Consider the following 22643-nt stretch of genomic DNA (forward strand, 5'->3'; position numbering starts at 1 on the left):
TGCCGCCGCCGGCGGTGCGGGTGCGAGCATCGGAGCCGCACCGGACGGGAGGCGGGCATCACATGTCACACGATCGGGGGCCGTCTCGTCCTCAGGGCGTGAACGACGATCTCGACGAGCTCGCGGCCGAGTTCCACGCGATCCGGCCCCGGCTGGCCGGGGTGGCCTACGGGCTGCTCGGCAGCGTGGACGAGGCCGACGACGTGGTGCAGGACGCGTGGTTGCGCCTGGTCCGGGCCGACCGGACCGGCATCGACGACGTCACCGGCTGGCTGGTGGTCACGGTCTCCCGGCTCGCCCTGGACGTGCTCCGCTCGGCGCGGGTGCGCCGGGAGGAGTACGTGGGGCCGTGGCTGCCCGAACCCGTGGTGACGGACGGCGACCCGGCCGAGCGGGTGACGCTGGCCGAGTCGATGAGCCTGGCCATGCTGGTGGTGCTGGAGTCGCTCAGTCCCGCCGAGCGCACCGTGTTCGTCCTGCACGACGTGTTCGGCCTGCGGTTCACCGAGGTGGCCGAGGTGGTGGGGCGCACTCCCGCCGCCTGCCGCCAGCTCGCCGCCCGGGCCCGCAGGCACGTGTCGGCCCGCGCGCCCAGGTTCGACGTGGACGCCGCCGAGCACCGCAAGGTGGTCGAGGCGTTCTCCGAGGCGACGGAGGGCCGGGACCTGGACGCCCTGCTGGCGCTGCTCGATCCGGAGGTGGTCCTGCGCAGCGACGGCGGCGGGATCGTGCGGGCGGCCCGGCGGCCGATCTTCGGCGCGGCCAAGGTGGCGCGCTTCCTCCTCGGGGTGGCCGAGCGCTTCGGGGACGGCTGGCGCGCGCGGCCGTCCACGGTCAACGGCCTGCCGGGTCTGCTGCGGTTCCGGGGGAACGAACTCGTGGGGGTGATGGGGCTGGCCACGGCCGGCGGCCGGATCACCGAGATCGACATCGTGATGAATCCCGAGAAGCTGAGGAGAGTGAAGTGAAGGCACGGATGAACGTCGAGGAGCTGGCGCCGGAGGCGTACCGGGCGATGCTGCGCCTGGAGAAGTTCCTGCACTCCAGCACGGTGCCGCCCAGCACGCTGGAACTGGTGAAGCTGCGCGCCAGCCAGATCAACGGCTGCGGGTTCTGCGTGGACATGCACAGCCACGAGGCCAAGAAGGCCGGGGAGAGCGACGAGCGGCTGTTCGCGGTGGCGGCCTGGCGGGAGGCGCCGTACTTCACCGACGCCGAGCGGGCGGCGCTGGCCCTGACCGAGGAGGCCACCCGGCTGGCCGACCGGGGGGAGGCCGTGCCCGACGCGGTGTGGGAGGAGGCGGCCCGGCACTACGACGAGGAGACGCTGGCCGCGCTGGTGGTGGCGATCGCCACGATCAACGCGTGGAACCGGATCGGCGTGGCCACCCGCAAGGTGGCGGGCTCGTACCGCCAGGCCTGACGGCCGCCGCCGGAACGGGGGCCCGCGCCGGGACGCCCGCCCGGGAGCGGGTCACCGTTCCGGACGCCCGGGAGCGGGTCTCCGCTTCCGGGGGCGCCCGCCCCGGAGCGGGCACCCGTACGGCCGGGCGGAACGCCCGCCGGACGGCGGTCGTTTTCTGCGATCATGTCGGGCATGACCGAGGACGTGAAGGACGTGGGCGGCCGGTTGAGCAGGCAGGAGGTCTCCGACGCCGTCGGCGATCTGGGCTGGCGGTACGTCCTGGGCGCCCTGCAGACGTCGGTGCCGGTGCCCACGCTGCGCTGGGCGGTCGACATCGCCGACCGCGTGGTGGAGGCGGCCGGGGACGACGCCGACGGCAGCCTCCGGATGGACGCGCGCCGGGACCGGCTGGTGCTCACCTTGCAGTCGTCCGCGGGGACGGTGACCGCGGCCGAGGTGGAGCTGGCCCGGCGGGTCTTCACGGCCGTGCGGCGGCTCGGCCTCTGGCCCGATCCCGGCGTCGCCGATCCGGGGACGCGCGCGGTCCAGCGTCTGGAGATCGCGATCGACGCGCTGGACATCCCCCGGATCCGCCCCTTCTGGAAGGCGGTGCTGGGCTACGCCGACGAGGCCGGGGCCTCGGGCCCGGAGGATCCGCTCGTCGACCCGCTCGACCAGGGACCGGCGATCTGGTTCCAGCAGATGGACGCGGCCCGGCCGCAGCGCAACCGCATCCACCTCGACGTGTCCGTCCCGCACGACGAGGCCCCGCACCGGATCCGGGCCGCACTGGCCGCCGGCGGCGTGCTGGTCTCGGACGCCCACGCCCCCTCCTTCTGGGTGCTGGCGGACGCGGAGGGCAACGAGGCGTGCGTGACGACCTGGCAGGGCAGGGACTGATCTCCACCGGCCTCCTGCGGGCCGTCTTCCCGTGGCCTCCTGCGGGCACTCCCCCCGCGGGCCTCCCGTCGGCGCCGCGCCGTCCGGCAGGGTGGCCGCGAGGCGCCCGCGGGGCCGGTCGGGGCCGGGAGTCGTTCCGTTAAATGCGGATATATAGAACAAAACGGACACATGGCTCGTGGGGTGCCAGCCCCGATCCACCGGAACGCCGGGAGGAGAAGCAAGCATGCAGCACGACGAGTTCATCGGACAGGTACAGGCGCGCGCCCGCCTGGCCGGCCGGGCCGAGGCCGAGCGGGCCACCCGTGCGACCCTGGAGACGCTCGGCGAGCGCGTCTCCGAAGGGCTCGCGGACCACCTCGCCGCCCAGCTCCCCCACGAGATCGGGGAGAACCTGCGGCGGACCGAGGTCTACGGCGGACTCGGAGCCGGGGAGCGGTTCGGGCGGGACGAGTTCGTCCACCGCATCGCGGACAAGGCCGGCGTCAAGGAACCCCAGGCGGCCTACATCGCGCGGGTCGTCATGGAGGTCACCAGCGAGGCGACGCAGGGCGGGATCATGAACAAGGTCTGCGAGAGCCTCCCGTCGGACGTGCGCGAGCTCGTCACGGCGGGCAGCCGGGGCTCCGCCTGACCCGGCGCGGCGGGGTTTCCCGCGCCGCGCCGGGGGCAGGCGCCTGCCGTGATGCGCAACCTGCTGAGAGGGACCGCCGGAGGCGTGCTCGCCACCGCGGTGATGAGCGTGGTGATGGTCGCCGGAGAGCGCGCCGGGCTGATGGGCGACCAGCCGCCCAAACGCATCGTCCGCGCCGCGCTGCCGGGACACCGGCGCCGGCCCAAGCCGGGCGAGGGCGTGCTCGGCGCGGTCGCCCACTTCGGCTTCGGCGCCGCCGCGGGTGCGCTGTACGGCGTGCTGGCCCGGGGGCGGCGGGTCTCCCCGCCGCTCGGCGTCGCCTACGCGCTGGGGATCTGGGTCGGCAGCTACGCGGGCTGGGTGCCGCGGCTGGGCATCCTGCCCTCCATCCCGCACGACCGGCCGGGGCGCCCCGCGGTGATGGGGACCGCCCACGTGGTGTACGGCGCCGCCCTCGCCCTCGCGGTCAACCGGATGAACCGCGGGGGCGGGGCGGACGGTCCCGGAGCACGGGCCGGTACGGCGGCGGCGCCGGCCGGCACGTCCGCCGGACGGGACACCGGAGGGAGCGCGGGGAAGGCCGCGGCGGAGACCTCGGGCGGGGCCTCCGGGGAGGCCGTCACGCGGGCCGGATGACGAGGCGGCCGATGAGCCCGGACGCCAGGCGGCCGGTGCGCACGGCCTCCCGGCGCGTGAGACGGCCGGGGAACACCGGTCCGGCGGCCGTCTCGGCCCGCCGGAGCGCCACCCGGAAGTCGTAGATCCAGACCTGCCCGCCGGGGCGCAGGATCCTGCTCAGCTCGCGCATGCCCGCCGCCGGGTCGGGCCAGTGGTGCTGACTCATGGTGGAGACGACGAGGTCGACGCTGCCGTCGGGGTGGGGCAGGTCGGCGACGTCGCCGACGGTGAACTCCACCCGGCCCGCCGTTCCGGCCCGTGCGGCGTTCCGCCGGGCCCGGTCGATCATGCCGGGGGACAGGTCGAGGCCCTCGATCCTCAGGTCGGGGCGGGCCGCGGCGATCGCCAGGGGGACCCGGCCGGGTCCCGTGCCCACGTCGAGGACCCGGGAGCCCTCGGGGAGCGGGGCGGAGGCGACGTCGGCCGCGACCCGCCGGTAGAGGGGGCGGAAGCCGAGGCTCACCAGCCGGTCGTAGAGACCGCCGTGGTGGAAGAGGCCGAACAGGGTCGCATGGGCGTGGTCGGCGGCGCGCACGGCACCCTCCTATAGTTGTCCAATACAACTGTCTGTCGCCGATCATAGGACCAATAGTTGCACCACACAACTCAGCGGACCGCCTTCCCCGACGACGGCCTGAGCCGCCTCCTCCAGCTCCTCGTCCGCACCGGCCGGCTGCTCGAACCGCGCGAGTACGGCGGGCTCCGGGTCTCCCCGTCGGAGGTGTTCGCCCTCGGGGAGCTGGCCGACGCCGGCACGCTCTCCCAGCAGGAGCTGGCCGCCCGGCTGGGCCTGGAGAAGAGCACCGTGAGCCGGCTCGCCGCGGGCATGGAGCGCCGGGGATGGCTCTCCCGGGACCGGGACCCGGCCAACCGCCGCCTCTACCGGCTCCGCCTCACCGGCGACGGCCTGGCCGCCGCGCACCAGGTGGGCGCCGACCTGCGCGCCGTCCACGCCGGGCTGTTCGCGGGGCTCACCGAGACCGAACGGGAGGGCCTGGCGCTCGGCCTGGCCGGCCTGGCCCGCGTCCTCGCCGGCCACGTCCCGCACGGCCGGTGAGCGCCCTCGCGAGGCTCCGCCGTACTCCCGGGGAAGTACGGGGGGACACCCCGGGGAGTACGGCGGGGTGCCGTCCCCGGGCTGACGACCACGCGGCGGCGGCGCGGCAGCATGCCGCCCATGAGCATCTCAACCGATCCGGTCGAGGCCCGCCCGCGGGCCCGCCGCACCCCTCCGCCGCGCTGGATCCTCTGGTCGCTGCGCGCCACCGCCACCCTGCACCTGCTCGGCGTGCTCGTGCAGGCCGTGCTGGCCGGGATGTTCGTCACCGGCGACGTGGACATGCTCACCTGGCACCGTGACAACGGCGGGTTCACCTACGGCATGCTGTTCTTCCAGGTCGTCGCCGCGATCCTGCTGTGGCGTCCGGGCCGGGGCCCGGCATGGCCCGCCCTGGCCACCGGCGCGCTCGCCGCTCCGGAGACACTCCAGGTCATGCTGGGGCAGGAGCGCGTCCTCATCGGGCACTTCCCGATCGGCGTGCTCGACTTCGGCGCCTCGGCCGTGCTCGCCTGGTGGGCCTGGACCGGCCTGCGGACGGAGGGCGCGTGACCTCGCGCCTCTCCCGCCGGGGCTTCCTCGGGCTGCTCGGCGGTACCGGTCTCGCGGCCGCCGGGTGCGGCGCCCTCGCGGCCGAGGCCGCGGGCGAGGGCCTGCGCAGCGCGCTGCCGCTGCCCCGGCCGTTCACCGTGCCGCTGCCCGTGCCCGCGACGGCGCGCCCGGTGCGGCCCGGCCACTACGAGGTGGTCCAGCGCGCCGCCGAGGTGGAGATCATCCCGGGGACGACGACCGAGGTGTGGGGCTACGACGGCACGTTCCCCGGGCCGACCTTCGACCTGCGCCGCGGGGAGCGCACCGTCATCCGGGTCCGCAACGAGTTGCCCGTGCCCACCTCGACGCACCTGCACGGCGGCGTCACCCCGCCGGACTCCGACGGCTACCCCACCGACCTGGTGGTGGCGGCCGGCCGCGGGTTCCGCCCGCCAGCCGGAGGGCACTCCTCCCACCACGACCTGACGCGGTGGACCTTCCACTCCGGGGCCAAGGACTACGTCTACCCGCTGGACCAGCGGGCCGCCACGCTCTGGTACCACGACCACCGGATGGACTTCACCGCGCCGCAGGTGTGGCGGGGCCTGGCGGGCTTCCTGCTGGTCCGCGACGACGAGGACGACGCCCTGCCCCTGCCGAAGGGCGAGCGCGACCTGCCGCTGATGATCTGCGACCGGGCCTTCGAGGAGGACGGCTCGTTCCGTTACCCCGCGGTGGACGGCACCCTGCTGCTGAGGGCGGGAGTGGAGGACGCCTGCATGGAGGGGGTCGAGGGCGACGTGATCCTGGTCAACGGGGCGCCCTGGCCGGTGCTGGAGGTGGACGCGGCCCGCTACCGGCTGCGGCTGCTCAACGCCTCAGGCGCCCGCCGCTACCGGCTGGCGCTGACTCCCGGCGGCCGGTTCGTCCAGGTCGGCAGCGACCTGGGGCTGCTCGCCGCGCCGGTGGCGCACGACACGATCACGATGGCGCCCGCCGAGCGCTTCGACGTGGTCGTGGACTTCTCCGCCCACCCCGTCGGCACCGAGGTGACCCTGGTCAACACGCTGGGCACCGGACCGGCGCGCGACGTCATGCGTTTCCGCGTCACGCGCAGGGCGCGCGACGACAGCAGGGTTCCGCAGCGGCTGGGCGACGTCGAGCCCCTCGACCGGTCGGCGGCCGTCGCGACGCGCGTCTTCGACTTCCGCCGCACCGGGCAGGGCGGCGGCGGGTCCTGGACGATCAACGGGCGGCCGTACCGCCCCGGGGTGCCGCTGGCCAGGCCGCGCCTGGGCACCACCGAGGTCTGGCGGTTCACCAGCGACTTCCACCACCCCGTCCACGTGCACCTGGGTCGCTTCCAGGTGCTCTCCCGCAACGGCAGGCCGCCGGCCCCGACCGACGCGGGCTGGAAGGACACCGTGGACGTGCGCCCCTACGAGGTCGTGGACGTCCTGGTCCGCTTCGAGGGGTACCGGGGCCGCTACATGATCCACTGCCACATCCTCGAACACGAGGACATGGCGATGATGGCCGACTTCGACGTGGTCTGACCGGAGACGGCGGTCCCGGCGGGTGCGCCGCCGCAGGCCTTCTCCGCCCTCCGCCGGGTAGGAGGCCCTGAGGGGACCCGGTTCGGGAGAGGCCCCGCCTGCGACGATCGGGGGTGAGGACATGGAGGTCGTGCCGTTCCGCACCCCGGGGCTGGGCGACCAGAGCTACCTGCTGACCCACCGGGGCATGGGCGTGCTCGTCGACCCGCAGCGCGACATCGACCGGTTCCTGCGGGCCGCCGCCGAGCGCCGGGTGGAGCCGCGGTTCGTGCTGGAGACCCACCTGCACAACGACTACGTCTCCGGGGCCCGGCAGGCCGCGCTGAGCACCGGCGCCGAGCTGGTGCTGCCCGCCGCCGCGGCCCCCGCCTACCCCTGCACGCCCGCCTTCCACCTGGAGGACATCCACGGCGGGCGCGGCCTGGTCATCCGCCCCATCCACACGCCCGGCCACACCCCCGAGCACACCGGCTACCTCGTGCTGGCCGACGGGGAGCCCGCCGCGCTCTTCTCCGGCGGCAGCCTGCTGGTCGCCTCGGCCGGCCGTACCGACCTGCTGGGCCCCGAGCGGGCCCGCACCCTGGCCCGGCTCCAGTACGGCTCGCTGCGCCGGCTGGCCGCCCTGCCGCCGGAGACGCCCGTGTTCCCCACCCACGGCGCGGGCTCGTTCTGCGCCTCCACCGGGACCGACCGCCGCACCTCCACCATCGGCGCCGAACTCGCCGGGAACCCGCTGCTGGCCGTCGGCGACGCCGAGCGCTTCGCCGACGAGCTGCTCGCCGACCCGCTACCCGTCCCGGCGTTCTACCGGCACATGGGGCGGGCGAACATCCTCGGCGCACCGCCCGTGCCCTGCCTGCGCGTTCCCGAGCTGACCGTCGCAGGGCTGCCCGGGGAGGCGACGGTGGTCGACGTCCGCCCCCGGCGCGTCCAGGCCGAGGGCGCCCTGCCCGGCTCGGTCGGGATCGAGCTCGGCGACGACTTCGGCCTCTGGGCGGGGTGGCTCCTGCCGTACGGGGCGCCGCTGGTGCTCGCGGCCGAGCCCGGCCAGGACGTCACCGAGGCGGTCGTCCAGCTCGCCCGGATCGGCGCCGACACCGTCCGCGGCGTCGTCCGCGACCTCGGCCCGGCGGCCGTCCAGACGTTCACGCCGGTGGACCTGCCCACCTTCCTGGAGCGCCTCGCCCTGCCCGGTGCGCAGGTGCTCGACGTGCGCACGCCCGCCGAGCGCCGGGCCGTACGGCTGGACGGGGCCGTGGAGAGGTTCCTGCCCGACCTGGTGAGCGAGGGCGTCCCCGGCGAGCTGGACCCCTCCCGGCCGGTGCTGACCGCCTGCGCCTCCGGACGGCGGGCCGCCATCGCGGCGACCCTGCTGGCCGGAGCCGGTCACCGGCCGGTCGTGCTGGACGGCGCCGGCATCCCTGACGTGGTCGCCGCCCGGCGATGACCGGGTGGCACCCGAGGCCGGTCAGCCCGTAGTGCGGCCCATCACGGCCGCCGCCCTTCGCGGGGCTTCAACGGGTCGTCGGGAGCAGCCGGGGCCGGCCCGGCACAGGGAGGGAGCGGGACGGACATCCGCCCCATTCCTGCTCTTCTCCGAAAGTTCGTGTCGATACGTGGCAAACTGCCCGGCGTGGAGTTCCTCATGCTCGGCCCGCTCGAGATCGCGCACGGTGGGCGATCCGTCTCCCCGACCGCGGCCAAGGACAGGGCCTTCCTCGGTGAACTGCTCGCCCACCCCGGCCAACTGGTCTCCGGCGAGCACCTGGCCGCCGCCCTCTGGCCGGATCGCCTGCCCGCCGATCCGGCGAACGCCGTCCAGGTCCGCGCCTCCCGGCTGCGCGGGACGCTGCGTTCCATCGCCCCCGCCGAGGTGGCCGGGAAGGTCCTGGTCAGCCGGTCGGGAGGATACGAGCTGAACCTGGAGAACGCCGAGACGGACGTCTCCCGCTTCGAGGCCGCCGTCGCGCTCGGCGACCTGTCCGGGATACGGCGGGGACTCGCGCTGTGGCGGGGCGCGCCGCTGTCCGACGTGCCGCCGACCCCCTGCGTCGAGATCCAGGCGGCGAGGCTGGAGGAACTCCGGCTCTCGACGGTGGAGTCCCACGTGGACCTGTGCATCGCGCAGGAGGACATCCCGGCCAGCCTGGTCGCGGACCTGGTGGACGAGGCGGCGCGAAACCCGCTCCGCGAGTCCCTGCAGTACAGGCTGATCCGGCTCCTGCACCTGACCGGCAGGTCCGCCGAGGCCCTGACGGCCTACGAGCGGCTCCGGAACCTCCTGGCCGACGAGCTCGGAACGGACCCGCGCCCCGAACTGCGCCGCCTCCACCTCCAGATCATCGGAGAGGAGGCTCCGGACGGCATGGTCCCCGCTCCGGTGCGGGTGCGGCCCTCCCGCCGCCCGGAAGACGGCGCCGCGGACCGTGCGGCGGACTCCGCCCCGGATCTCGCCCCGGACCCTGTGGAGGCTCCCCCGGCGGGTTCCGCGGCGGACCCCGTGGTGGATCCTCCGGCGGATCCCGTGGCGGACCCCGCGATGGGAGGGCGCGGCGGCCGCGCCGAGGAGCCGGGACGGACCCCGCCCGGCGGAGCCGTGCGGCGGGGGCGCCGGAGGACGTGGGCCGCCGCGGTCGGCGCCGGCTGCGTGCTCGGACTCGCCGGACTGGAGATCGGAGGATACGGCCTCCTGCGGGAACCGGACCCGCCCGGCGCCTCCTCCCCCTCCTCGCCGCCCGCTCCCTCCTCACCGTCCCCGGCCTCCCCGGCGTCCCCGGCGACCGCCGCCGGCCTCCAGCGGCCCATCCCCGGTGACAGCTCGCGGCTCGACGCCGACGTCACCTACCCGGACGGGAGCACGGTCAAGGCGGGCCGGCGCTTCCTGAAGACCTGGAAGCTCACCAACACGGGATCGGTCGCCTGGCACGATCGGCGGCTGGCCCGCCAGCCGCTCCAGCCGGGAGAAGACGGGTGCGACTCACCGGAGACGGTGCGGATCCCGGACACCGAGCCGGGCGGCACGGTGCTCGTGAGCGTGCGCGTGCAGGCGCGGTCGACGCCGGGACGGTGCAAGGTCTACTGGAAGATGGTCGACGCGCAGGGTGTGCCCTTCATGCCCCACCTGTCGGGGATCTTCTTCGACGTGACCGTCGTCCCCTAGCGCCATGGCCCCGACCTGATATTTCACCGGTCCGCCAAGGGGTGCAGCGGTCGTGCAGGCACGTTCTGACAGCGTGTTCAGGAGGAGTACAGGGTTCCGGTCCAGGCTGTCTCGTGTCCCACCCCGCCCGTCCTGGACGGCGGGGCCGCGGACACGAGTCCCTGCATCCGACCGGAAAGTGCACACGATGAGGAGAACGTTCGCTCAGGCCGCCGCCGCAGGCGCCCTGGCGCTGCCCATGCTGGCCGGCTTCGGCGGGCCGGCACACGCCGAGACCAACCCCAGCTGCTCCCGCGTGACGCAGATCGGATCGACCGCCCACATCACCTCCGGCGGCAAGACGTTCGCCTCGGTGAAGCAGTTCAAGGGCTGCAACAAGAACTGGGCCTACATCTACGTCTGGGGTTCCTGGCGCAGCAGCCACAAGTCGTGGAACGCCTGCGCCTCCGTCACCACGCGCTCCGGCTCCGGCAGGACGACGGTGGAGGGCCCCCGCTGCAAGAGCGGCCGGTTCACCGAGCTGTGGTCGTACGGCACGGCCACGCTCTCGAAGTGCACCCGGGCGCTCGGCTGGATCGGGCACGGGCCGTTCCCCGGCTCCGGCGCCCGGAAGGCCTCGACGAGCGAGCGCTGCTGACCCCGGTGGCCTCTCCGGGACGCCGGGCGGGACCACCCGGGGGCGGTCCCGCCCGGCGCCTCTCACGGACCCACCACGAGGAGATGGACGATGAACGGAAGAGTGAAGATGAGTATGCGCAGGCGCGCCGCCGTGGTCGCGGCGGCGGCACTGGTCACGTCCGGGATCGCCACGGCCGTCCCGGCCTCGGCCTCGGCCTCGGCGGGAGGCTACGGCTGCAGCGGTTCGCTCGTGGGCAGCTGGCCGGTGCCGTCGAGGGACACCCTCACCGGCAAGAAGTACTACGTCACCGACGTCAAGCTCTACTACAACGCGAAGACGGGGTGGAACTGCGCCGTCTACGTCAAGCGCAAGGGGAGTCCCCGCTACGGCCGCCCCACCCCGATGTTGCTCACGATGTACAACCAGCGGTGGACCGAGGACCGCATGAAGAACAACTACGACTCCGACAGCGGCGACTTCAAGTACTACGCCGGCCCGGTCAAGGTCTACGGCAAGAACATGTGCGTGAGCATCAGCGTGCTCTACTCGGACGGGGAGGTGACCCGGTTCAACAAGAAGGACAAGGTGCACTTCAACACCCGGCACCACCTGACCGGCCTGGCCTGCCGCTGACCCGCGCTCCGGGGCGGGACGCCGCCCCGCGGGACCGCGCCTCCGGATCGCCTCCGGAGGCGCGGTCCCGCAGCCGGTCCCCGGAGGCACGGAGGCCCGGAGGCACGGAGGCCCGGAGGCGCGGTCCCGCAGCGGGTCACGCGGGAACGGTCACCCGGAAAACCGAGAGGGCCGCTTCCGATCCTCGGAAGCGGCCCTCTCGGCCTTCTCTGTCGGGGTGGCGGGATTTGAACCCACGACCTCTTCGTCCCGAACGAAGCGCGCTGCCAAGCTGCGCTACACCCCGGTGCACGCCGTCTTGCTCGTGCTTGAGAGAGTCTAGCGGACTTCGTGGGTGCTTGTGACACCTCGGCGGCGCGGCACGAGCGTCAGCAGCGACGCCTCGGGGAAACAGGCGAAGCGGACCGGGGAGTACGGGCTGGTGCCCAGGCCCGCGGAGACGTGGAGGTAGGCGGAGTCGTGCCGGCTCAGACCCTTCACCCGGGCCCGGTCGATGCCGCAGTTGGTGACCAGCGCGCCGTAGAACGGGATGCAGATCTGGCCGCCGTGGGTGTGGCCGGCGAGCAGCAGCTGGTAGCCGTCGGCGGCGAAGCGGGTCAGGTTGCGCGGCTCCGGCGAGTGCATCACACCCAGGCGGAGGTCGGCGTCCGCGGGGGCGGGGCCGGCGATCGCGTCGTAGCGGTCGCGGTCGATGTGGGAGTCGTGGATGCCCCCCACCGCCACGTCGAGGTCGCCGGCCTTGATGCGGGCGGTGGTGTTGTTCATGTCCAGCCAGCCCGCGGCGGCCATCCCGGCGCCCAGCTCCTCCCACGGCAGATCGGGCACACGCCGGTCGTTGTCGCCCTTGGAGGGGCGCATCAGGTAGCGGGCGGGGTTCTTGGGCCGCGGGGAGTACAGGTCGTTGGAGCCGTACACGAACAGGCCGGGACGGCCCAGCAGCGGTTCGAGCGCGTGCAGGAGCGCGGGGACCGCGTCGGGGTGGGCGATGGAGTCGCCGGTGTTGACCACCAGGTCGGGCCGGAGGTCGCCCAGCGAGCGGACCCACTCGATGAGCAGCCGCCGGCGGGGGGTGAGGTGCAGGTCGGACAGGTGGAGGACGCGCACGGGGCGCTGCCCCGGCTCCAGCACGGGCACGTCGAAACGGCGCAGGCGGAACGCGTTGCGCTCGACGACCGAGGCGTAGGCGAGACCGGCCACACCGGCGCCGAGCAGGGACAGGGGTACCGCGGCTGCTTTCCTCACCCCTCCATCATGCCCGAGCCGTACCGGGAATCCGGCCCGCCGGGGGAAACCCGGAATACAACAGGGCTGGTGAGGCGGGAAGATGGATCGCATGAGCGCATTGAAGGAAAAGCTGAAGGCCGATCTGACGGCCTCCATGAAGAGCAAGGACGAGGTCCGCACCCGGACGATCCGTATGGCCCTGGCGGCCGTGAACGTCGAGGAGGTCTCGGGCAAGACCGCGCGTGAGCTGAGCGACGACGAGATCATCAAGGTGCTGACCAAGGAGGCCAAGAAGCGCCGCGAGGCGGCCGAGGCCTTCGCGGGGGCCGGCCGTACGGAGCAGGCGCAGGCCGAGTTGGACGAGCAGGCCGTCCTGGAGGAGTATCTCCCGGCCCAGCTCTCCGACGAGGAGCTCGCCGCCCTCGTGGACGAGGCCATCGCCGAGAGCGGCGCCTCGGGGCCGCAGGCGATGGGGCAGGTCATGAAGATCGTCAACCCCAAGGTCGCCGGGCGCGCCGAGGGCGGCAGGGTGGCCCAGGCCGTACGGGCCCGCCTGGCGGGCTGAGCGGCCCGCCGAGCCCCCGCCGGGAAAGCCCCGCCGTTCTCGCCGGGGCCGCCGGCGAGCCCCGCCGAGCCCCGCTGGGGGCTCGGCGGGGCGCCCGGTCAGGGGACGATCGGGGCGCCGCCGTTCGCGTCGCCCCAGCCGTCCGGAGGCGTGGCGACGTCGAAGGCGCCGTCGTCGTTGCCGCCGCCGCCGTTGTCGCCGTCCACCTCGACGGGCTTCTTCTTGGGCGGCGGGGCGCACCGGCCCGCCGAGCAGCCGCCGAAGCGCTCCATGTTCACCGGGGTGAACGGGGTCGCCTCCACGCCCTTCAGCGCGCCGATCATGGATTCCTTCCAGATCGGCCCGGAGATCGACGCGCCGTACACGTAGGAGTAGTAGCGCCCGCCGATGGTCACGCCGATCAGGTCGTGCTTGAAGGCGCCGCGCGGGTCGCCGATGCTGACCGCCGAGGCCAGGTCGGGGGTGTAGCCGGCGAACCAGGCCGCGGTGTAGGCGTCGGTGGTGCCGGTCTTGCCCGCCGCGGGACGGCCGATGCCGCCGACGCCGCTCATCGTGCCCTTGGTGAAGACACCGGACATGATGTGGCTGGCCGCGTCGGCGACCTCCTCGTCCAGCACCTGCTTGCACTTGGGCTTGTAGGAGGTGGCCTTGTTGTTGCGGTCGCGGATCTCGGTGATGGCCATCGGCTTGCAGTAGGCGCCGCGCGCGCCGATCGTCGCGTAGGCGGCGGCGACCGTCACCGGGTCCATCTCGTTGATGCCGAGGGTGAAGGTCTCGTACTCCTTCAGCGGCTGGCCGTCGGCGCGCTTGATGCCGAGCTTCTGGGCCGTCTTGACGGTCTCGCAGAGCCCGACCACCTCCTCCAGCTTCATGAAGAAGGTGTTCACCGAGCCGAGGGTGCCGGTGGTCAGGGTCTTGAAGCCGCCGCCGCCCTCACTGGAGTTGTGGACCGTGTGGCTCGGCTCGCCGACCCGGTTGCCCTTGCAGTCGCGGAAGGCGGCGTTGCTCGGGGCGTTGTAGCCGGAGCCGGTGCTGAAGCCGTCGTTGAGCTTCATGCCCTGGCTCAGGGCGGTGAGCAGGGTGAAGGGCTTGAACGTGGAACCCGCCTGGAAGCCCGTGCCGCCGCCGTGCGCGACGTCGGCCACGAGGTTGTAGCTGATCTCGTTCTTCTTCTTGTTCTGCCCGAACTTGCGGCTGGCCGCCATCGCCTTGATGGCGCCGGTGCCCGGGACGACCATCGCCTGCGCGGCGACCGGCTTGTCGGTGGTCTTGACGTACTTCCTGATCGCCTTCTCGGAGGCCTTCTGGGCCTGCGGGTCGAGCGTCGTCTTGATCGTCAGCCCGCCGCGCTGGAGGAACTTCTTGCGGGCCTCGGGGGTCTTGCCGAACTCCTCGTTGTTGAGGATCTCGTGCTGGACGTAGAGGCAGAAGTAGGGGTAGTCGCTCTGGTCGCAGCCGCCGGGGACCGGGACGTCCTTGTAGCCGAGCTTCTTGGCCTTGGCCTCCTCGGCCTCCTCCTTGGTGATCTTCCCGAGCTCCTGCATGCGGTTCAGCACGACGTTGCGCCGCTCCAGCAGCCGCTGGCGGTGGGCCTTGCCGAGGTTGGGGTCGGTCACGCTGGGGTTCTGCACGGCGCCCGCCAGCGTGGCGGCCTCCCACAGGGTCAGCTCGGAGGCGGGCTTGTCGAAGAAGCGCTTGGCGGCGGCCTGGATGCCGTACGCGCCCGCGCCGAAGTAGGAGATGTTGAGGTAGCGCTCCAGGATCTCCGACTTGGTGTACTTCTCCTCGATCGCCAGCGCGTAGCGCAGCTCCTTGAGCTTGCGGGCGAGGGTGGGCGCGACCGCGGCCTCCTGCTCCTCCTTGGTCTCGGCGCTGTTGACCAGCACGAGCTTGACGTACTGCTGGGTGATGGAGGAACCGCCCTGCACGACGCCGCCGCCGGAGAAGTTCTTGATGGCGGCGCGGGCCGTGCCCTCGACGTCGATCGCGCCGTGCTCGTAGAACCGGTAGTCCTCGATCGCGACGATCGCGGTCTTCATGACGTCGGCGATCTGGTCGAGCTTCACCGACTCGCGGTTCTCGTAGTAGAACTGCGCGAACTCTTTGCCGTTCGCGTCGAGAAGCCTGGTGACCTCGGGCAGCGGGGGCTCCTTGAGCTCCTCCGGCTGCAGGTGCAACCCCTCGATCGCGGACTTCGCGGTCACGCCGGCGCCGCCCATCGCCGGGAGCGCGACGGCTGCGACCAACACCCCAGCGGCCGCGCCCGCGGCCACGAGCCGCAACACGTTCCCCGCTGCCGACTTCTGATCTTTGCCTAGAGCTTGCACAGCACCAAGAGTACGTCGACCCGGGGGCCGAGAAGGCAACAGAAGGCCGATCAAGCTTGGCCTTCCCTTGATCCGCGGAGAGGTAACTAGTCATTCCCGGCCACATGGCCGCCGATGACCATGCAGGAATTTGGTCCCGCCGGGGTCTGTCCGCCCGAACGTCTGATTGCGTACGTTCTCTTTCTGCGGCAACTGAATACGGAAGCCCGACGACCGCGCCCGTCGGCTCCAAGTCACGACTGACCACCTAAGGGGAGTGGGGTCGAATGTGGATCACGGATTGGACGTCCAGCGCGGCCTGCAAGGGTGCGGATCCTGACGCGCTGTTCGTCCAGGGTGCTGCTCAGAACCGAGCAAAGCTCATCTGCCGAGGATGCCCGGTCCGGACCGAGTGTCTCGCCGACGCGCTGGACAACCGCATCGAGTTCGGGGTGTGGGGCGGAATGACCGAGAGAGAGCGCCGGGCGCTGCTGCGCCGGCGCCCCGATGTCGACTCCTGGCGGGACCTCCTGGAGATGGCCAAGGAGGAGTACGAGCGGACCAACGAGCTGATCGCCGGCTGAGCCCGCGAGACGCCCCGGCACGATCCGGCGGCACGATTCGACCCGTACGGCCGGCGCCGCCCGCCGGCCGTACGCATGTGGGGACCCCTCGCCTCCGGCGTCGCCGTGGGCGAGGAATACCCCGCGGGCCGTACGTGTGCGCGGTCCCCGGCCGCGGCCGCGGCCGCGGTCAGGCCGCGGGACGCTCCCTCTCCGCCAGGAGGGCGCCCACCTCGCGCAGACCCTCCAGGTCGTGCACGTCGGTGGGCATCGCGGGGACCTGGGTCACCGGGACCGTGGGGTGGGCGGAGAAGAAGTGCTCCTGCTCGCGGTGCTCGCGGACGGCCAGCTGCATCCGGTCGGCGTGCAGCCGCAGCACCGCGGAGGTCAGCTCGTGCTCGCCCCGCGCCTCCAGGTCCTCGGCCGCCGCGCAACTGCGGGCGGCCGAGAGCCCGGACGCGGGCGAGCGGTGCACCCGGTTGACCACGAGCCCAGCCAGGGGCATGCCCTCCTCGGCCAGCCGCTCCACGAAGTACGAGGCCTCGCGCATGGCGTCCCGCTCGGGCGCGGCGACGACCACGAAGGCGGTCCCCGGGGCCTGCAGCAGCCGGTAGGTCTGCTCGGCCCGGGCGCGGAACCCGCCGAAGACGGCGTCCAGGGCGGAGACGAACGTCTGCAGGTCCTTGATCAGCTGTGCGCCCAGCAGCTTGTTCAGGGCCCCGGCGACGAACCCGAAGCCGGCGTTGAACAGCTTGAAGGCGCTGCGCCCGCCCGCCTTGGCCGGGGCCATCAGCAGGCGGATGAACCGCCCGTCGAGGAAGCGGCCGAGCCGCTCCGGAGCGTCCAGGAAGTCCAGGGCGGACCGGGACGGCGGGGTGTCCACGACGATCAGGTCCCACTCGCCGGTCCGGCGGAGCTGGCCGAGCTTCTCCATCGCCATGTACTCCTGCGTCCCGGCGAAGCTGGACGACAGGGACTGGTAGAAGGGGTTCGACAGGATCTGCCGGGCCCGCTCGGGGTCGGCGTGCGCCTCGATGATCTCGTCGAAGGTCCGCTTCATGTCGAGCATCATGGCGTGCAGCTCGCCCGGTCCCTCGACGCCCGCGACGGGCCGGGGCGTGTTGTCGAGCTCGGTCAGCCCCATCGACTGTGCCAGCCGCCGCGCCGGGTCCACGGTGAGGACCACGGCGCTGCGCCCGCGCTCGGCGGCGCGCAGGCCGATGGCCGCCGCGGTGGTGGTCTTGCCCACGCCGCCGGAGCCGCAGCACACGATGATCCTGGTGTTCCGGTCGTCGATGATCGCGTCGAGGTCGAGCTCCGGCGGGGGCCGGTGACCTCCGGGCCGCTCTGTCATGCCGCTCCCTGGGTGCGGATCGATTCGGCCAACTCGTACAGCCCGGCGAGGTCGATCCCGTCCGGGAGCAGCGGCAGCTCGTAGCGCGGCCGGCCGGAGGCGTCGAGCGAGGCCCGCTCCTGCCGCTCCAGCTCGGTGCGGCGGGCGTACTCGACGATCTCCTCGGTGAGGGCCGCGGCCACGGTCGCGGCGTCGGCGGTGCCGTCGGCGAGCCCGGCGGCCTTGAGGCCCAGTGCCAGCTCGGCCGGGTCGAAGCGCCCGGCGGCGGCCGCCGCGACGGCCTCCTCGGGCAGCCGCGAGGTCCTGACCATGTTGGTGAAGACGCCGCCGGGCGGCAGCCCCGCCGCGTGGAGCTCGGCGAGTCCGTCGAGGGTCTCCTGGACCGGCATCTCCTCCAGGAGCGTGACGAAGTGCACGGCGGTCTCGGGCGAGGCGACCACGTTGTTCACCAGGTCGGCGTGGTTCTTGATCGGGCCCATCCTGGCCAGCCCGGAGACCTCGCTGGTGACGTTGAGGAAGCGGACGATCCGGCCGGTCGGCGGCGCGTCCAGCACCACCGCGTCGTAGACCCGCCTGCCGTTCTTGTCCTTGCGCCGGACGGCCTCGGTGGTCTTGCCGGTGACGAGCACGTCGCGGAAGCCGGGGGCGATGGTGGTGGCGAAGTCGACGACGCCCAGCTTGGTCAGCGCCCGCCCGGCCCGGCGCATGCCGTAGAACATCTCGAGGTAGTCGAGCATGGCCTCTTCGGGGTCGACGGCCAGTGCGTAGACGTCGCCGCCGTCCGGGGCGACGGCGACCTTCCGCTCCTCGTACGGCAGCGGCGGCAGGTCGAAGATCTGCGCGATCCCCTGTCGCCCCTCGACCTCGACGAGCAGGACCTTGCGGCCGCCCGCGGCGAGCGCGAGGGCGAGTGCGGCGGCGACCGTCGTCTTGCCGGTGCCGCCCTTCCCGGTGACGACGTGAAGCCGTACTCCATCCCAGTCGGTGTCGCGCGCATTCACAGTTCGAAGGCTACCCAACGGTCACTTGCGGACTCGCGCCGGAGCCGGTTTGGGATGCGCTTCACATGGGTCAAAAGCCCTTCACGCGGGCACCCGCCCGGCCGTCACCCGCCCGCCCGGCCGCGCCATGCCGTCACCCGCCCCCGCGGCCGCATGATGCCGGGCCCGCCGGGCGGCGGCCGCCTCGCTAATGTGTCTCGCATGACGAAATGGGAGTACTCGACGGTGCCGCTGCTGGTCCACGCGACCAAGCAGATCCTCGACAACTGGGGCCAGGACGGCTGGGAGCTCGTCCAGGTCGTGCCGGGGCCGAACCCCGAGCAGCTGGTCGCCTACCTCAAGCGCCCGAAGGAGTAACCGGTGACCCCTGAGGAGAAGCTGGCCGGGCTCGGCCTGGTGCTGCCCGAGGTCGTGCCGCCGCTGGCGGCCTACGTCCCGGCCGTCCGGTCGGGGAACCACGTCTACACCTCGGGCCAGCTCCCGATGGTGGACGGCAAGCTCGCGGCGACCGGCAAGGTCGGGGCCGAGGTGAGCGCGGAGGAGGCCTACGCGCTGGCCAGGACCTGCGCGCTCAACGCGCTGGCGGCGGTCGCGTCGGTGGCCGGCGGGCTGGCGAACGTGGTGCGGATCGTGAAGGTCGTCGGCTACGTCGCCAGCGCTCCGGACTTCACCGGGCACCCGCAGGTGGTCAACGGCGCCAGCGAGCTGCTCGCCGAGGTGCTGGGCGAGGCCGGCAAGCACGCCCGCAGCGCGGTGGGCGTCGCGGTCCTCCCGCTGGACGCGCCGGTCGAGGTCGAAGTGGTCGCCGAAGTCCGCTGACGATTGTCCGGGGCGGGACCTTTGCCACATGATGAACCGAAACCGAGTGATGTTCGGGGAAAGGGCGCAGGCATGGGTGGGATTCCGCTTCCCGGCGAGCTCGGCGAGCGAGCGCGTGACATCCTGGCCGGGCGGGCGGCCCCCGTCCCGGCCCGGGACGCCGCGACCGTGGTCCTCCTCCGCGGGGGCGTCGAGGTCTACCTGCTCCGGCGGAAGGCGAGCATGGCCTTCGCGGCCGGCGCCTACGTCTTCCCCGGCGGCTCGGTGGACCCCCGCGACACCGACCGGGCGATCGCCTGGGCCGGGCCCTCGCCCGCGCGCTGGGGCGAGGTCTTCCGCGCCGACGAGAACACCGCGCGGGGGCTGGTCTGCGCGGCCGTGCGGGAGACCTTCGAGGAGTCGGGCGTGCTGCTCGCCGGCGCGTCGCCGGAGTCCGTGGTGGACGACACCACCGGCGAGGACTGGGAGGCCGACCGGCTCGCGCTGATCGACCGGACCCTGTCCTTCGCCGACTTCCTCGGCAGGCGCGGCCTGGTCCTCCGCTCCGACCTGCTCCGCCCCTGGGCGCACTGGATCACGCCGGAGGTGGAGAGCAGGCGCTTCGACACCCGGTTCTTCGTCGCGGCCCTCCCGCCCGGCCAGCGCACCCGCGACGTCGGCGGCGAGGCCGACCAGGTCGCCTGGGTACGGCCCGGCGACGCGGTGGAGCGGGCGGCCCGGGGGGAGATCTTCCTGATGCCGCCGACCCATCGCACGCTGATCGAGCTGTCCGCCTACGAGAAGGTCGAGGACGTGCTGGCGGCCGAGCGGGAGATCGTCACCTTCATGCCGCGGGTCGCGGAGGTGGACGGCGAGGTGCGGCTCGTGCTCGGCGACGACCACCGGTTCGGCGCCGCGTGAGCGGGTGGAGCGGCGGGTACGGCGCGGCCGCGGGCTCCGGGCCGCCGGGCCGTCGGGTGAGGAGGTCGCATGGGTGAGCGGAACGAGCGGATCAGGAGGTGCGCGGCGTCCGTGAACGCGGGCGCCGGGCCGCCGGGCGAGGAGATCGCATGAGCGGCCTGCGGATCCCGCTGGAGGGGCCGGACGGGGCGGGGACGGCGCACGCGCTCAACCTGCTGGCCCCCAACCCGTCCCCCATGACCCTGGACGGCACGAACACCTGGGTGATCGGCCGCGGCGAGGAGGTGCTGGTCGTCGACCCGGGGCCGGACGACCCGGGACACCTGGCCCGGGTGGCCGGCCACCTGCGGGAGCGCAGGGTGGCCGCGATCCTGCTCACCCACGGGCACCACGACCACAGCGGCGGCGCGCGCACCTTCGCCGGGCTGGTCGGCGCCCCGGTGCGGGCGCTGGACCCCCGGCACCGGCTCGGTGACGAGGGGCTGGAGGACGGCGACGTGCTGCGCGCCGGCGACCTGGAGCTGCACGTGGTGGCCACGCCCGGCCACTCGTTCGACTCGCTCTGCTTCTGGCTGCCGGAGGACGGGGCGGTGCTGACCGGCGACACCGTGCTCGGCCGGGGCACCACCGTGATCGCCCCCGACGGCCACCTGGCCGAGTATCTCCGCTCCCTGGACCGGCTCCGCGCCGTCGTCGAGCGGGTCGGCGCCCAGGCGCTGCTGCCCGGCCACGGGCCGGTGCTGCCGGACCCGGTCGGCGCGCTGGACGGCTACATCGCCCACCGCAGGCGGCGGCTGGACCAGATCCGCCGGGCGTACGAGGGCGGGGCCGTCACGCCCCGGCGGATCGTGGAGGCCGTCTACGCGGACGTGGACCGCTCGCTCTGGCCCGCGGCCGAGATGTCCGTCCGGGCCCAGTTGGACTATCTCGGCCTGGCCTGAGGGACCCCGGCCGGGGCGTCCTGCCGTTCGCCACCGGCCGGCACGCCGCTCAGCACGGAACGGGCCGCGAGCGCACCGAATCGGCCGAGCCTCGCCGTTCACGGACGACCGGGCGGCGCCGGCCGCATGGCCTTGAGGAAGACCTCGACGAGGGCGTCGGCGTACTCGGGGGTGAGCGGACCGGAGCGGAGCAGCCAGCGCTGGTAGAGGGGCGCGTACAGCACCTCGAGCGCCAGGTCGAGGTCGGCGTCCGCGGCGAGCTGCCCGGCCCGCTGCGCGCTGCGCAACCGGGCCTTCTTGGCCTCGTCCACCGGGCCGGCCAGCTTCTCGCGGTACTGGGCGGCCAGCGCGGGATCGTTGATGATCTCGGTGTTGAGCGCGCGGATCGGCCCCTCGAACGCCGGATCGGCGAACTCGGCCACCGTCGCCCGCATCACCGTCTTGAGGTCGGCCTCCAGATCGCCGGTGTCGGGCAGCGCCATGTCCTGCTCGGGACCGGCCTCGCTGAGCGCGAGGAAGGAGTCGAGGACGACGGCGCCCTTGGAGGGCCACCAGCGGTAGATGGTCTGCTTGCCCACGCCGGCCCGGGCCGCGATGGCCTCGATGGTCAGCTTGGCGTACCCCACCTCGGAGACCAGTTCGCGGGCCGCGGTGAGGATGGCCTGCCGGGAGCGCTCGCTGCGGCGCGCGGGATCGGGCTGCTTCACCATGGCCCGGATCGTACCACGTGATGAGACGAGACGTTCCGTGTTGACACTATGGCGATACAAGACGTATCGTCTTGCCACATCACGAGAACCCATCGGAAAAAGGAGGCTCAGTGAGCCGAGTGTGGTTCATCACCGGGGCGTCGCGCGGTCTGGGCCGGGCGTTCACGGAAGCGGCTCTGCGCGCGGGGGACCGCGTCATCGGGGCCGCCCGGAACGTCGAACCGCTCGCCGACCTCGCCCGGAGACATCCGGACGGGCTGGTGCGGCTGCCGCTCGACGTGACCGACCGGGCCGCCGTGTTCGAGGGCGTGGAACGGGCCACGGCGGCCTTCGGCAGGCTGGACATCGTGGTCAACAACGCCGGCGCCATGCTGCTGGGCATGGTGGAGGAGGCGACGGAGGAGCAGATCAGAGCCCACTTCGACGTCAACCTGTTCGGCGCGCTCTGGGTCACCCAGGCCGTGCTCCCGCAGCTGCGCGCCCAGGGCGGCGGTCGCATCCTGCAGGTGACGACGATGGGCACCGGCGGCGGCTTCCCGATGGTCGGCCTGTACGCGGCCGGCAAATCGGCACTCGACTCGGTCTCCGAGGCCGTGGCGATGGAGGCCGAGCAGTTCGGCGTCAAGGTCACCATCGTCCAGATGGGCGGCTACGACACCGGCCTGTTCACCACGGGCACCACGATGACGACACCCGCCCCGCCCTACCAGCGGCTGCGCGACCGGCTGATCGAGATGTGGGGTGACGACGCAGGCCCCGCCCCGGACACGGCCGCGCCCGTGATCATGGAGCTGGTCGGCCTGCCGGAACCGCCGCGGCGGCTCGTCATCGGCGGCGCGTCCTACGACATGGTCCAGGCCGGCCTCGAAGCTCGGATGGCGGACTACCGCGCCTGGGAGAACCTCAGCCGCAAGGCGCCCGGATGACGTCCACGCGGGACCGTCGCCGTGGTCCTGAGGGCGTCGTGCACCTCCGGCCGGCACCGTGACCGCGCCCTCTGCCGGGGAGGGCGCCCGCCTCCGGCGGGCGGGGCGACGGCGCGGTCGGCGTGGACCCCACCACGGCCCGCGCCCGCCACCGCGTCGCC

General features: G+C 73.3%; 25 protein-coding genes and 1 tRNA gene. 19 read left to right on the top strand and 7 right to left on the bottom strand.

The annotated features are described in order from the left end of the window. Nucleotides 1–98 precede the first annotated feature (98 nt). The 5 genes from sigJ (at nucleotide 99) to ABD823_RS25275 (ending at nucleotide 3575) form a co-directional block, all read left to right on the top strand. Nucleotides 99–968, top strand: coding sequence for an RNA polymerase sigma factor SigJ (gene sigJ, locus ABD823_RS25255; protein ID WP_344863701.1), 870 nt, complete (start codon nucleotides 99–101; stop codon nucleotides 966–968). Further along, nucleotides 965–1423, top strand: coding sequence for a carboxymuconolactone decarboxylase family protein (locus ABD823_RS25260; protein ID WP_344863703.1), 459 nt, complete (start codon nucleotides 965–967; stop codon nucleotides 1421–1423). Before sigJ ends, ABD823_RS25260 begins: the two co-directional genes overlap by 4 nt. 174 nt (nucleotides 1424–1597) lie before the next feature. Further along, the gene (locus ABD823_RS25265) at nucleotides 1598–2305 is read left to right on the top strand and encodes a VOC family protein (RefSeq protein ID WP_344863705.1); all 708 of its coding nucleotides are present in this window, start codon (nucleotides 1598–1600) and stop codon (nucleotides 2303–2305) included. A gap of 226 nt (nucleotides 2306–2531) precedes the next feature. Beyond that, nucleotides 2532–2939: a DUF2267 domain-containing protein gene (locus ABD823_RS25270; RefSeq protein WP_344863706.1), complete on the top strand. Its 408-nt coding sequence runs from the start codon at nucleotides 2532–2534 to the stop codon at nucleotides 2937–2939. Nucleotides 2940–2990: 51 nt separating this feature from the next. After that, nucleotides 2991–3575: a DUF6789 family protein gene (locus ABD823_RS25275; RefSeq protein ID WP_344863707.1), complete on the top strand. Its 585-nt coding sequence runs from the start codon at nucleotides 2991–2993 to the stop codon at nucleotides 3573–3575. On the opposite strand, the gene ABD823_RS25280 is transcribed toward ABD823_RS25275, so the two are convergent. Continuing rightward, the gene (locus ABD823_RS25280; RefSeq protein ID WP_344863709.1) at nucleotides 3559–4152 is read right to left on the bottom strand and encodes a class I SAM-dependent methyltransferase; all 594 of its coding nucleotides are present in this window, start codon (nucleotides 4150–4152) and stop codon (nucleotides 3559–3561) included. The two genes, ABD823_RS25275 and ABD823_RS25280, sit on opposite strands and share 17 nt — an antisense overlap. A gap of 57 nt (nucleotides 4153–4209) precedes the next feature. Between ABD823_RS25280 and ABD823_RS25285 the strand changes: the two genes are divergently transcribed. From ABD823_RS25285 to ABD823_RS25315, 7 genes are all read left to right on the top strand, one after another. Beyond that, complete coding sequence (locus tag ABD823_RS25285; protein ID WP_344863711.1) at nucleotides 4210–4674, top strand: MarR family winged helix-turn-helix transcriptional regulator; 465 nt, start codon at nucleotides 4210–4212, stop codon at nucleotides 4672–4674. Nucleotides 4675–4794: 120 nt separating this feature from the next. After that, nucleotides 4795–5226 carry a hypothetical protein gene (locus ABD823_RS25290; RefSeq protein ID WP_344863712.1) on the top strand — a complete coding sequence of 144 codons (432 nt, stop codon included), beginning with the start codon at nucleotides 4795–4797 and terminating at the stop codon, nucleotides 5224–5226. Next, entirely contained in the window at nucleotides 5223–6761 is a 1539-nt protein-coding gene (locus tag ABD823_RS25295; protein WP_344863714.1) for a multicopper oxidase family protein, read from the top strand. The genes ABD823_RS25290 and ABD823_RS25295 overlap by 4 nt, the downstream gene beginning before the upstream one ends. Nucleotides 6762–6882: 121 nt before the next feature. Beyond that, nucleotides 6883–8208 (top strand): MBL fold metallo-hydrolase, encoded by a 1326-nt coding sequence (locus tag ABD823_RS25300; RefSeq protein WP_344863716.1) that lies wholly within the window; start codon nucleotides 6883–6885, stop codon nucleotides 8206–8208. Nucleotides 8209–8394: 186 nt separating this feature from the next. Further along, a complete protein-coding gene (locus ABD823_RS25305; protein ID WP_344863717.1) occupies nucleotides 8395–9921 on the top strand; it encodes a BTAD domain-containing putative transcriptional regulator in 1527 nt (508 codons plus the stop codon). A 187-nt stretch (nucleotides 9922–10108) separates the two neighbouring features. Continuing rightward, nucleotides 10109–10558, top strand: coding sequence for a hypothetical protein (locus ABD823_RS25310; protein WP_344863719.1), 450 nt, complete (start codon nucleotides 10109–10111; stop codon nucleotides 10556–10558). Nucleotides 10559–10648: 90 nt separating this feature from the next. Further along, nucleotides 10649–11173 carry a hypothetical protein gene (locus tag ABD823_RS25315; protein WP_344863721.1) on the top strand — a complete coding sequence of 175 codons (525 nt, stop codon included), beginning with the start codon at nucleotides 10649–10651 and terminating at the stop codon, nucleotides 11171–11173. Nucleotides 11174–11385: 212 nt separating this feature from the next. Here the strand turns inward: ABD823_RS25315 and ABD823_RS25320 are convergent. Together ABD823_RS25320 and ABD823_RS25325 are read right to left on the bottom strand one after the other, a co-directional pair. Continuing rightward, nucleotides 11386–11459 (bottom strand) — tRNA-Pro (locus tag ABD823_RS25320). A gap of 32 nt (nucleotides 11460–11491) precedes the next feature. Next, the gene (locus tag ABD823_RS25325) at nucleotides 11492–12415 is read right to left on the bottom strand and encodes a metallophosphoesterase (protein WP_344863723.1); all 924 of its coding nucleotides are present in this window, start codon (nucleotides 12413–12415) and stop codon (nucleotides 11492–11494) included. Nucleotides 12416–12506: 91 nt separating this feature from the next. On the opposite strand from ABD823_RS25325, the gene ABD823_RS25330 reads away from it, so the two are divergent. Continuing rightward, nucleotides 12507–12962, top strand: a complete 456-nt coding sequence (locus tag ABD823_RS25330) for a GatB/YqeY domain-containing protein (protein WP_344863724.1) — start codon at nucleotides 12507–12509, stop codon at nucleotides 12960–12962. Between the two features lie 98 nt (nucleotides 12963–13060). Here the strand turns inward: ABD823_RS25330 and ABD823_RS25335 are convergent, their stop codons facing one another. After that, entirely contained in the window at nucleotides 13061–15211 is a 2151-nt protein-coding gene (locus ABD823_RS25335; protein ID WP_344863758.1) for a transglycosylase domain-containing protein, read from the bottom strand. 344 nt (nucleotides 15212–15555) lie between these two features. Here ABD823_RS25335 and ABD823_RS25340 point away from each other — a divergent pair, with 344 nt between their 5' ends. Further along, complete coding sequence (locus tag ABD823_RS25340; protein WP_344863725.1) at nucleotides 15556–15852, top strand: WhiB family transcriptional regulator; 297 nt, start codon at nucleotides 15556–15558, stop codon at nucleotides 15850–15852. 169 nt (nucleotides 15853–16021) lie between these two features. Here the strand turns inward: ABD823_RS25340 and bagB are convergent, their stop codons facing one another. Beyond that, nucleotides 16022–17185 carry an ATPase BagB gene (bagB, locus tag ABD823_RS25345; RefSeq protein WP_344863726.1) on the bottom strand — a complete coding sequence of 388 codons (1164 nt, stop codon included), beginning with the start codon at nucleotides 17183–17185 and terminating at the stop codon, nucleotides 16022–16024. Further along, the gene (gene bagA, locus ABD823_RS25350; protein WP_344863727.1) at nucleotides 17182–18186 is read right to left on the bottom strand and encodes an ATPase BagA; all 1005 of its coding nucleotides are present in this window, start codon (nucleotides 18184–18186) and stop codon (nucleotides 17182–17184) included. The genes bagB and bagA overlap by 4 nt, the downstream gene beginning before the upstream one ends. Nucleotides 18187–18387: 201 nt before the next feature. On the opposite strand from bagA, the gene sp36 reads away from it, so the two are divergent. From sp36 to ABD823_RS25370, 4 genes are all read left to right on the top strand, one after another. Continuing rightward, nucleotides 18388–18543: a Sp36 family protein gene (gene sp36 / locus ABD823_RS25355; RefSeq protein ID WP_141703503.1), complete on the top strand. Its 156-nt coding sequence runs from the start codon at nucleotides 18388–18390 to the stop codon at nucleotides 18541–18543. Nucleotides 18544–18546: 3 nt separating this feature from the next. After that, the gene (locus ABD823_RS25360) at nucleotides 18547–19005 is read left to right on the top strand and encodes a RidA family protein (RefSeq protein ID WP_344863730.1); all 459 of its coding nucleotides are present in this window, start codon (nucleotides 18547–18549) and stop codon (nucleotides 19003–19005) included. Between the two features lie 72 nt (nucleotides 19006–19077). Next, nucleotides 19078–19905, top strand: a complete 828-nt coding sequence (locus ABD823_RS25365; protein WP_344863732.1) for an NUDIX hydrolase — start codon at nucleotides 19078–19080, stop codon at nucleotides 19903–19905. Nucleotides 19906–20054: 149 nt separating this feature from the next. Continuing rightward, nucleotides 20055–20846 carry an MBL fold metallo-hydrolase gene (locus ABD823_RS25370; RefSeq protein WP_344863734.1) on the top strand — a complete coding sequence of 264 codons (792 nt, stop codon included), beginning with the start codon at nucleotides 20055–20057 and terminating at the stop codon, nucleotides 20844–20846. A gap of 98 nt (nucleotides 20847–20944) precedes the next feature. Here the strand turns inward: ABD823_RS25370 and ABD823_RS25375 are convergent, their stop codons facing one another. Continuing rightward, a complete protein-coding gene (locus tag ABD823_RS25375) occupies nucleotides 20945–21556 on the bottom strand; it encodes a TetR/AcrR family transcriptional regulator (protein ID WP_344863736.1) in 612 nt (203 codons plus the stop codon). 110 nt (nucleotides 21557–21666) lie between these two features. On the opposite strand from ABD823_RS25375, the gene ABD823_RS25380 reads away from it, so the two are divergent. Next, a complete protein-coding gene (locus ABD823_RS25380; RefSeq protein ID WP_344863738.1) occupies nucleotides 21667–22482 on the top strand; it encodes an SDR family NAD(P)-dependent oxidoreductase in 816 nt (271 codons plus the stop codon). Nucleotides 22483–22643: the final 161 nt, after the last annotated feature.

Source organism: Planomonospora alba (assembly GCF_039534085.1).
GTDB classification, from domain to species: Bacteria; Actinomycetota; Actinomycetes; order Streptosporangiales; family Streptosporangiaceae; genus Planomonospora_B; species Planomonospora_B alba.

Coding starts and splice junctions, on each gene's coding strand:
- sp36 (WP_141703503.1), top strand. CDS start 18,388: ATGACGAAATGGGAGTACTCGACGGTGCCGCTGCTGGTCCACGCGACC.
- ABD823_RS25370 (WP_344863734.1), top strand. CDS start 20,055: ATGAGCGGCCTGCGGATCCCGCTGGAGGGGCCGGACGGGGCGGGGACG.
- ABD823_RS25300 (WP_344863716.1), top strand. CDS start 6,883: ATGGAGGTCGTGCCGTTCCGCACCCCGGGGCTGGGCGACCAGAGCTAC.
- ABD823_RS25340 (WP_344863725.1), top strand. CDS start 15,556: ATGTGGATCACGGATTGGACGTCCAGCGCGGCCTGCAAGGGTGCGGAT.
- ABD823_RS25265 (WP_344863705.1), top strand. CDS start 1,598: ATGACCGAGGACGTGAAGGACGTGGGCGGCCGGTTGAGCAGGCAGGAG.
- ABD823_RS25290 (WP_344863712.1), top strand. CDS start 4,795: ATGAGCATCTCAACCGATCCGGTCGAGGCCCGCCCGCGGGCCCGCCGC.
- ABD823_RS25365 (WP_344863732.1), top strand. CDS start 19,078: ATGGGTGGGATTCCGCTTCCCGGCGAGCTCGGCGAGCGAGCGCGTGAC.
- ABD823_RS25275 (WP_344863707.1), top strand. CDS start 2,991: ATGCGCAACCTGCTGAGAGGGACCGCCGGAGGCGTGCTCGCCACCGCG.
- ABD823_RS25310 (WP_344863719.1), top strand. CDS start 10,109: ATGAGGAGAACGTTCGCTCAGGCCGCCGCCGCAGGCGCCCTGGCGCTG.
- ABD823_RS25315 (WP_344863721.1), top strand. CDS start 10,649: ATGAACGGAAGAGTGAAGATGAGTATGCGCAGGCGCGCCGCCGTGGTC.
- ABD823_RS25330 (WP_344863724.1), top strand. CDS start 12,507: ATGAGCGCATTGAAGGAAAAGCTGAAGGCCGATCTGACGGCCTCCATG.
- ABD823_RS25270 (WP_344863706.1), top strand. CDS start 2,532: ATGCAGCACGACGAGTTCATCGGACAGGTACAGGCGCGCGCCCGCCTG.
- ABD823_RS25375 (WP_344863736.1), bottom strand. CDS start 21,556: ATGGTGAAGCAGCCCGATCCCGCGCGCCGCAGCGAGCGCTCCCGGCAG.
- bagB (WP_344863726.1), bottom strand. CDS start 17,185: ATGACAGAGCGGCCCGGAGGTCACCGGCCCCCGCCGGAGCTCGACCTC.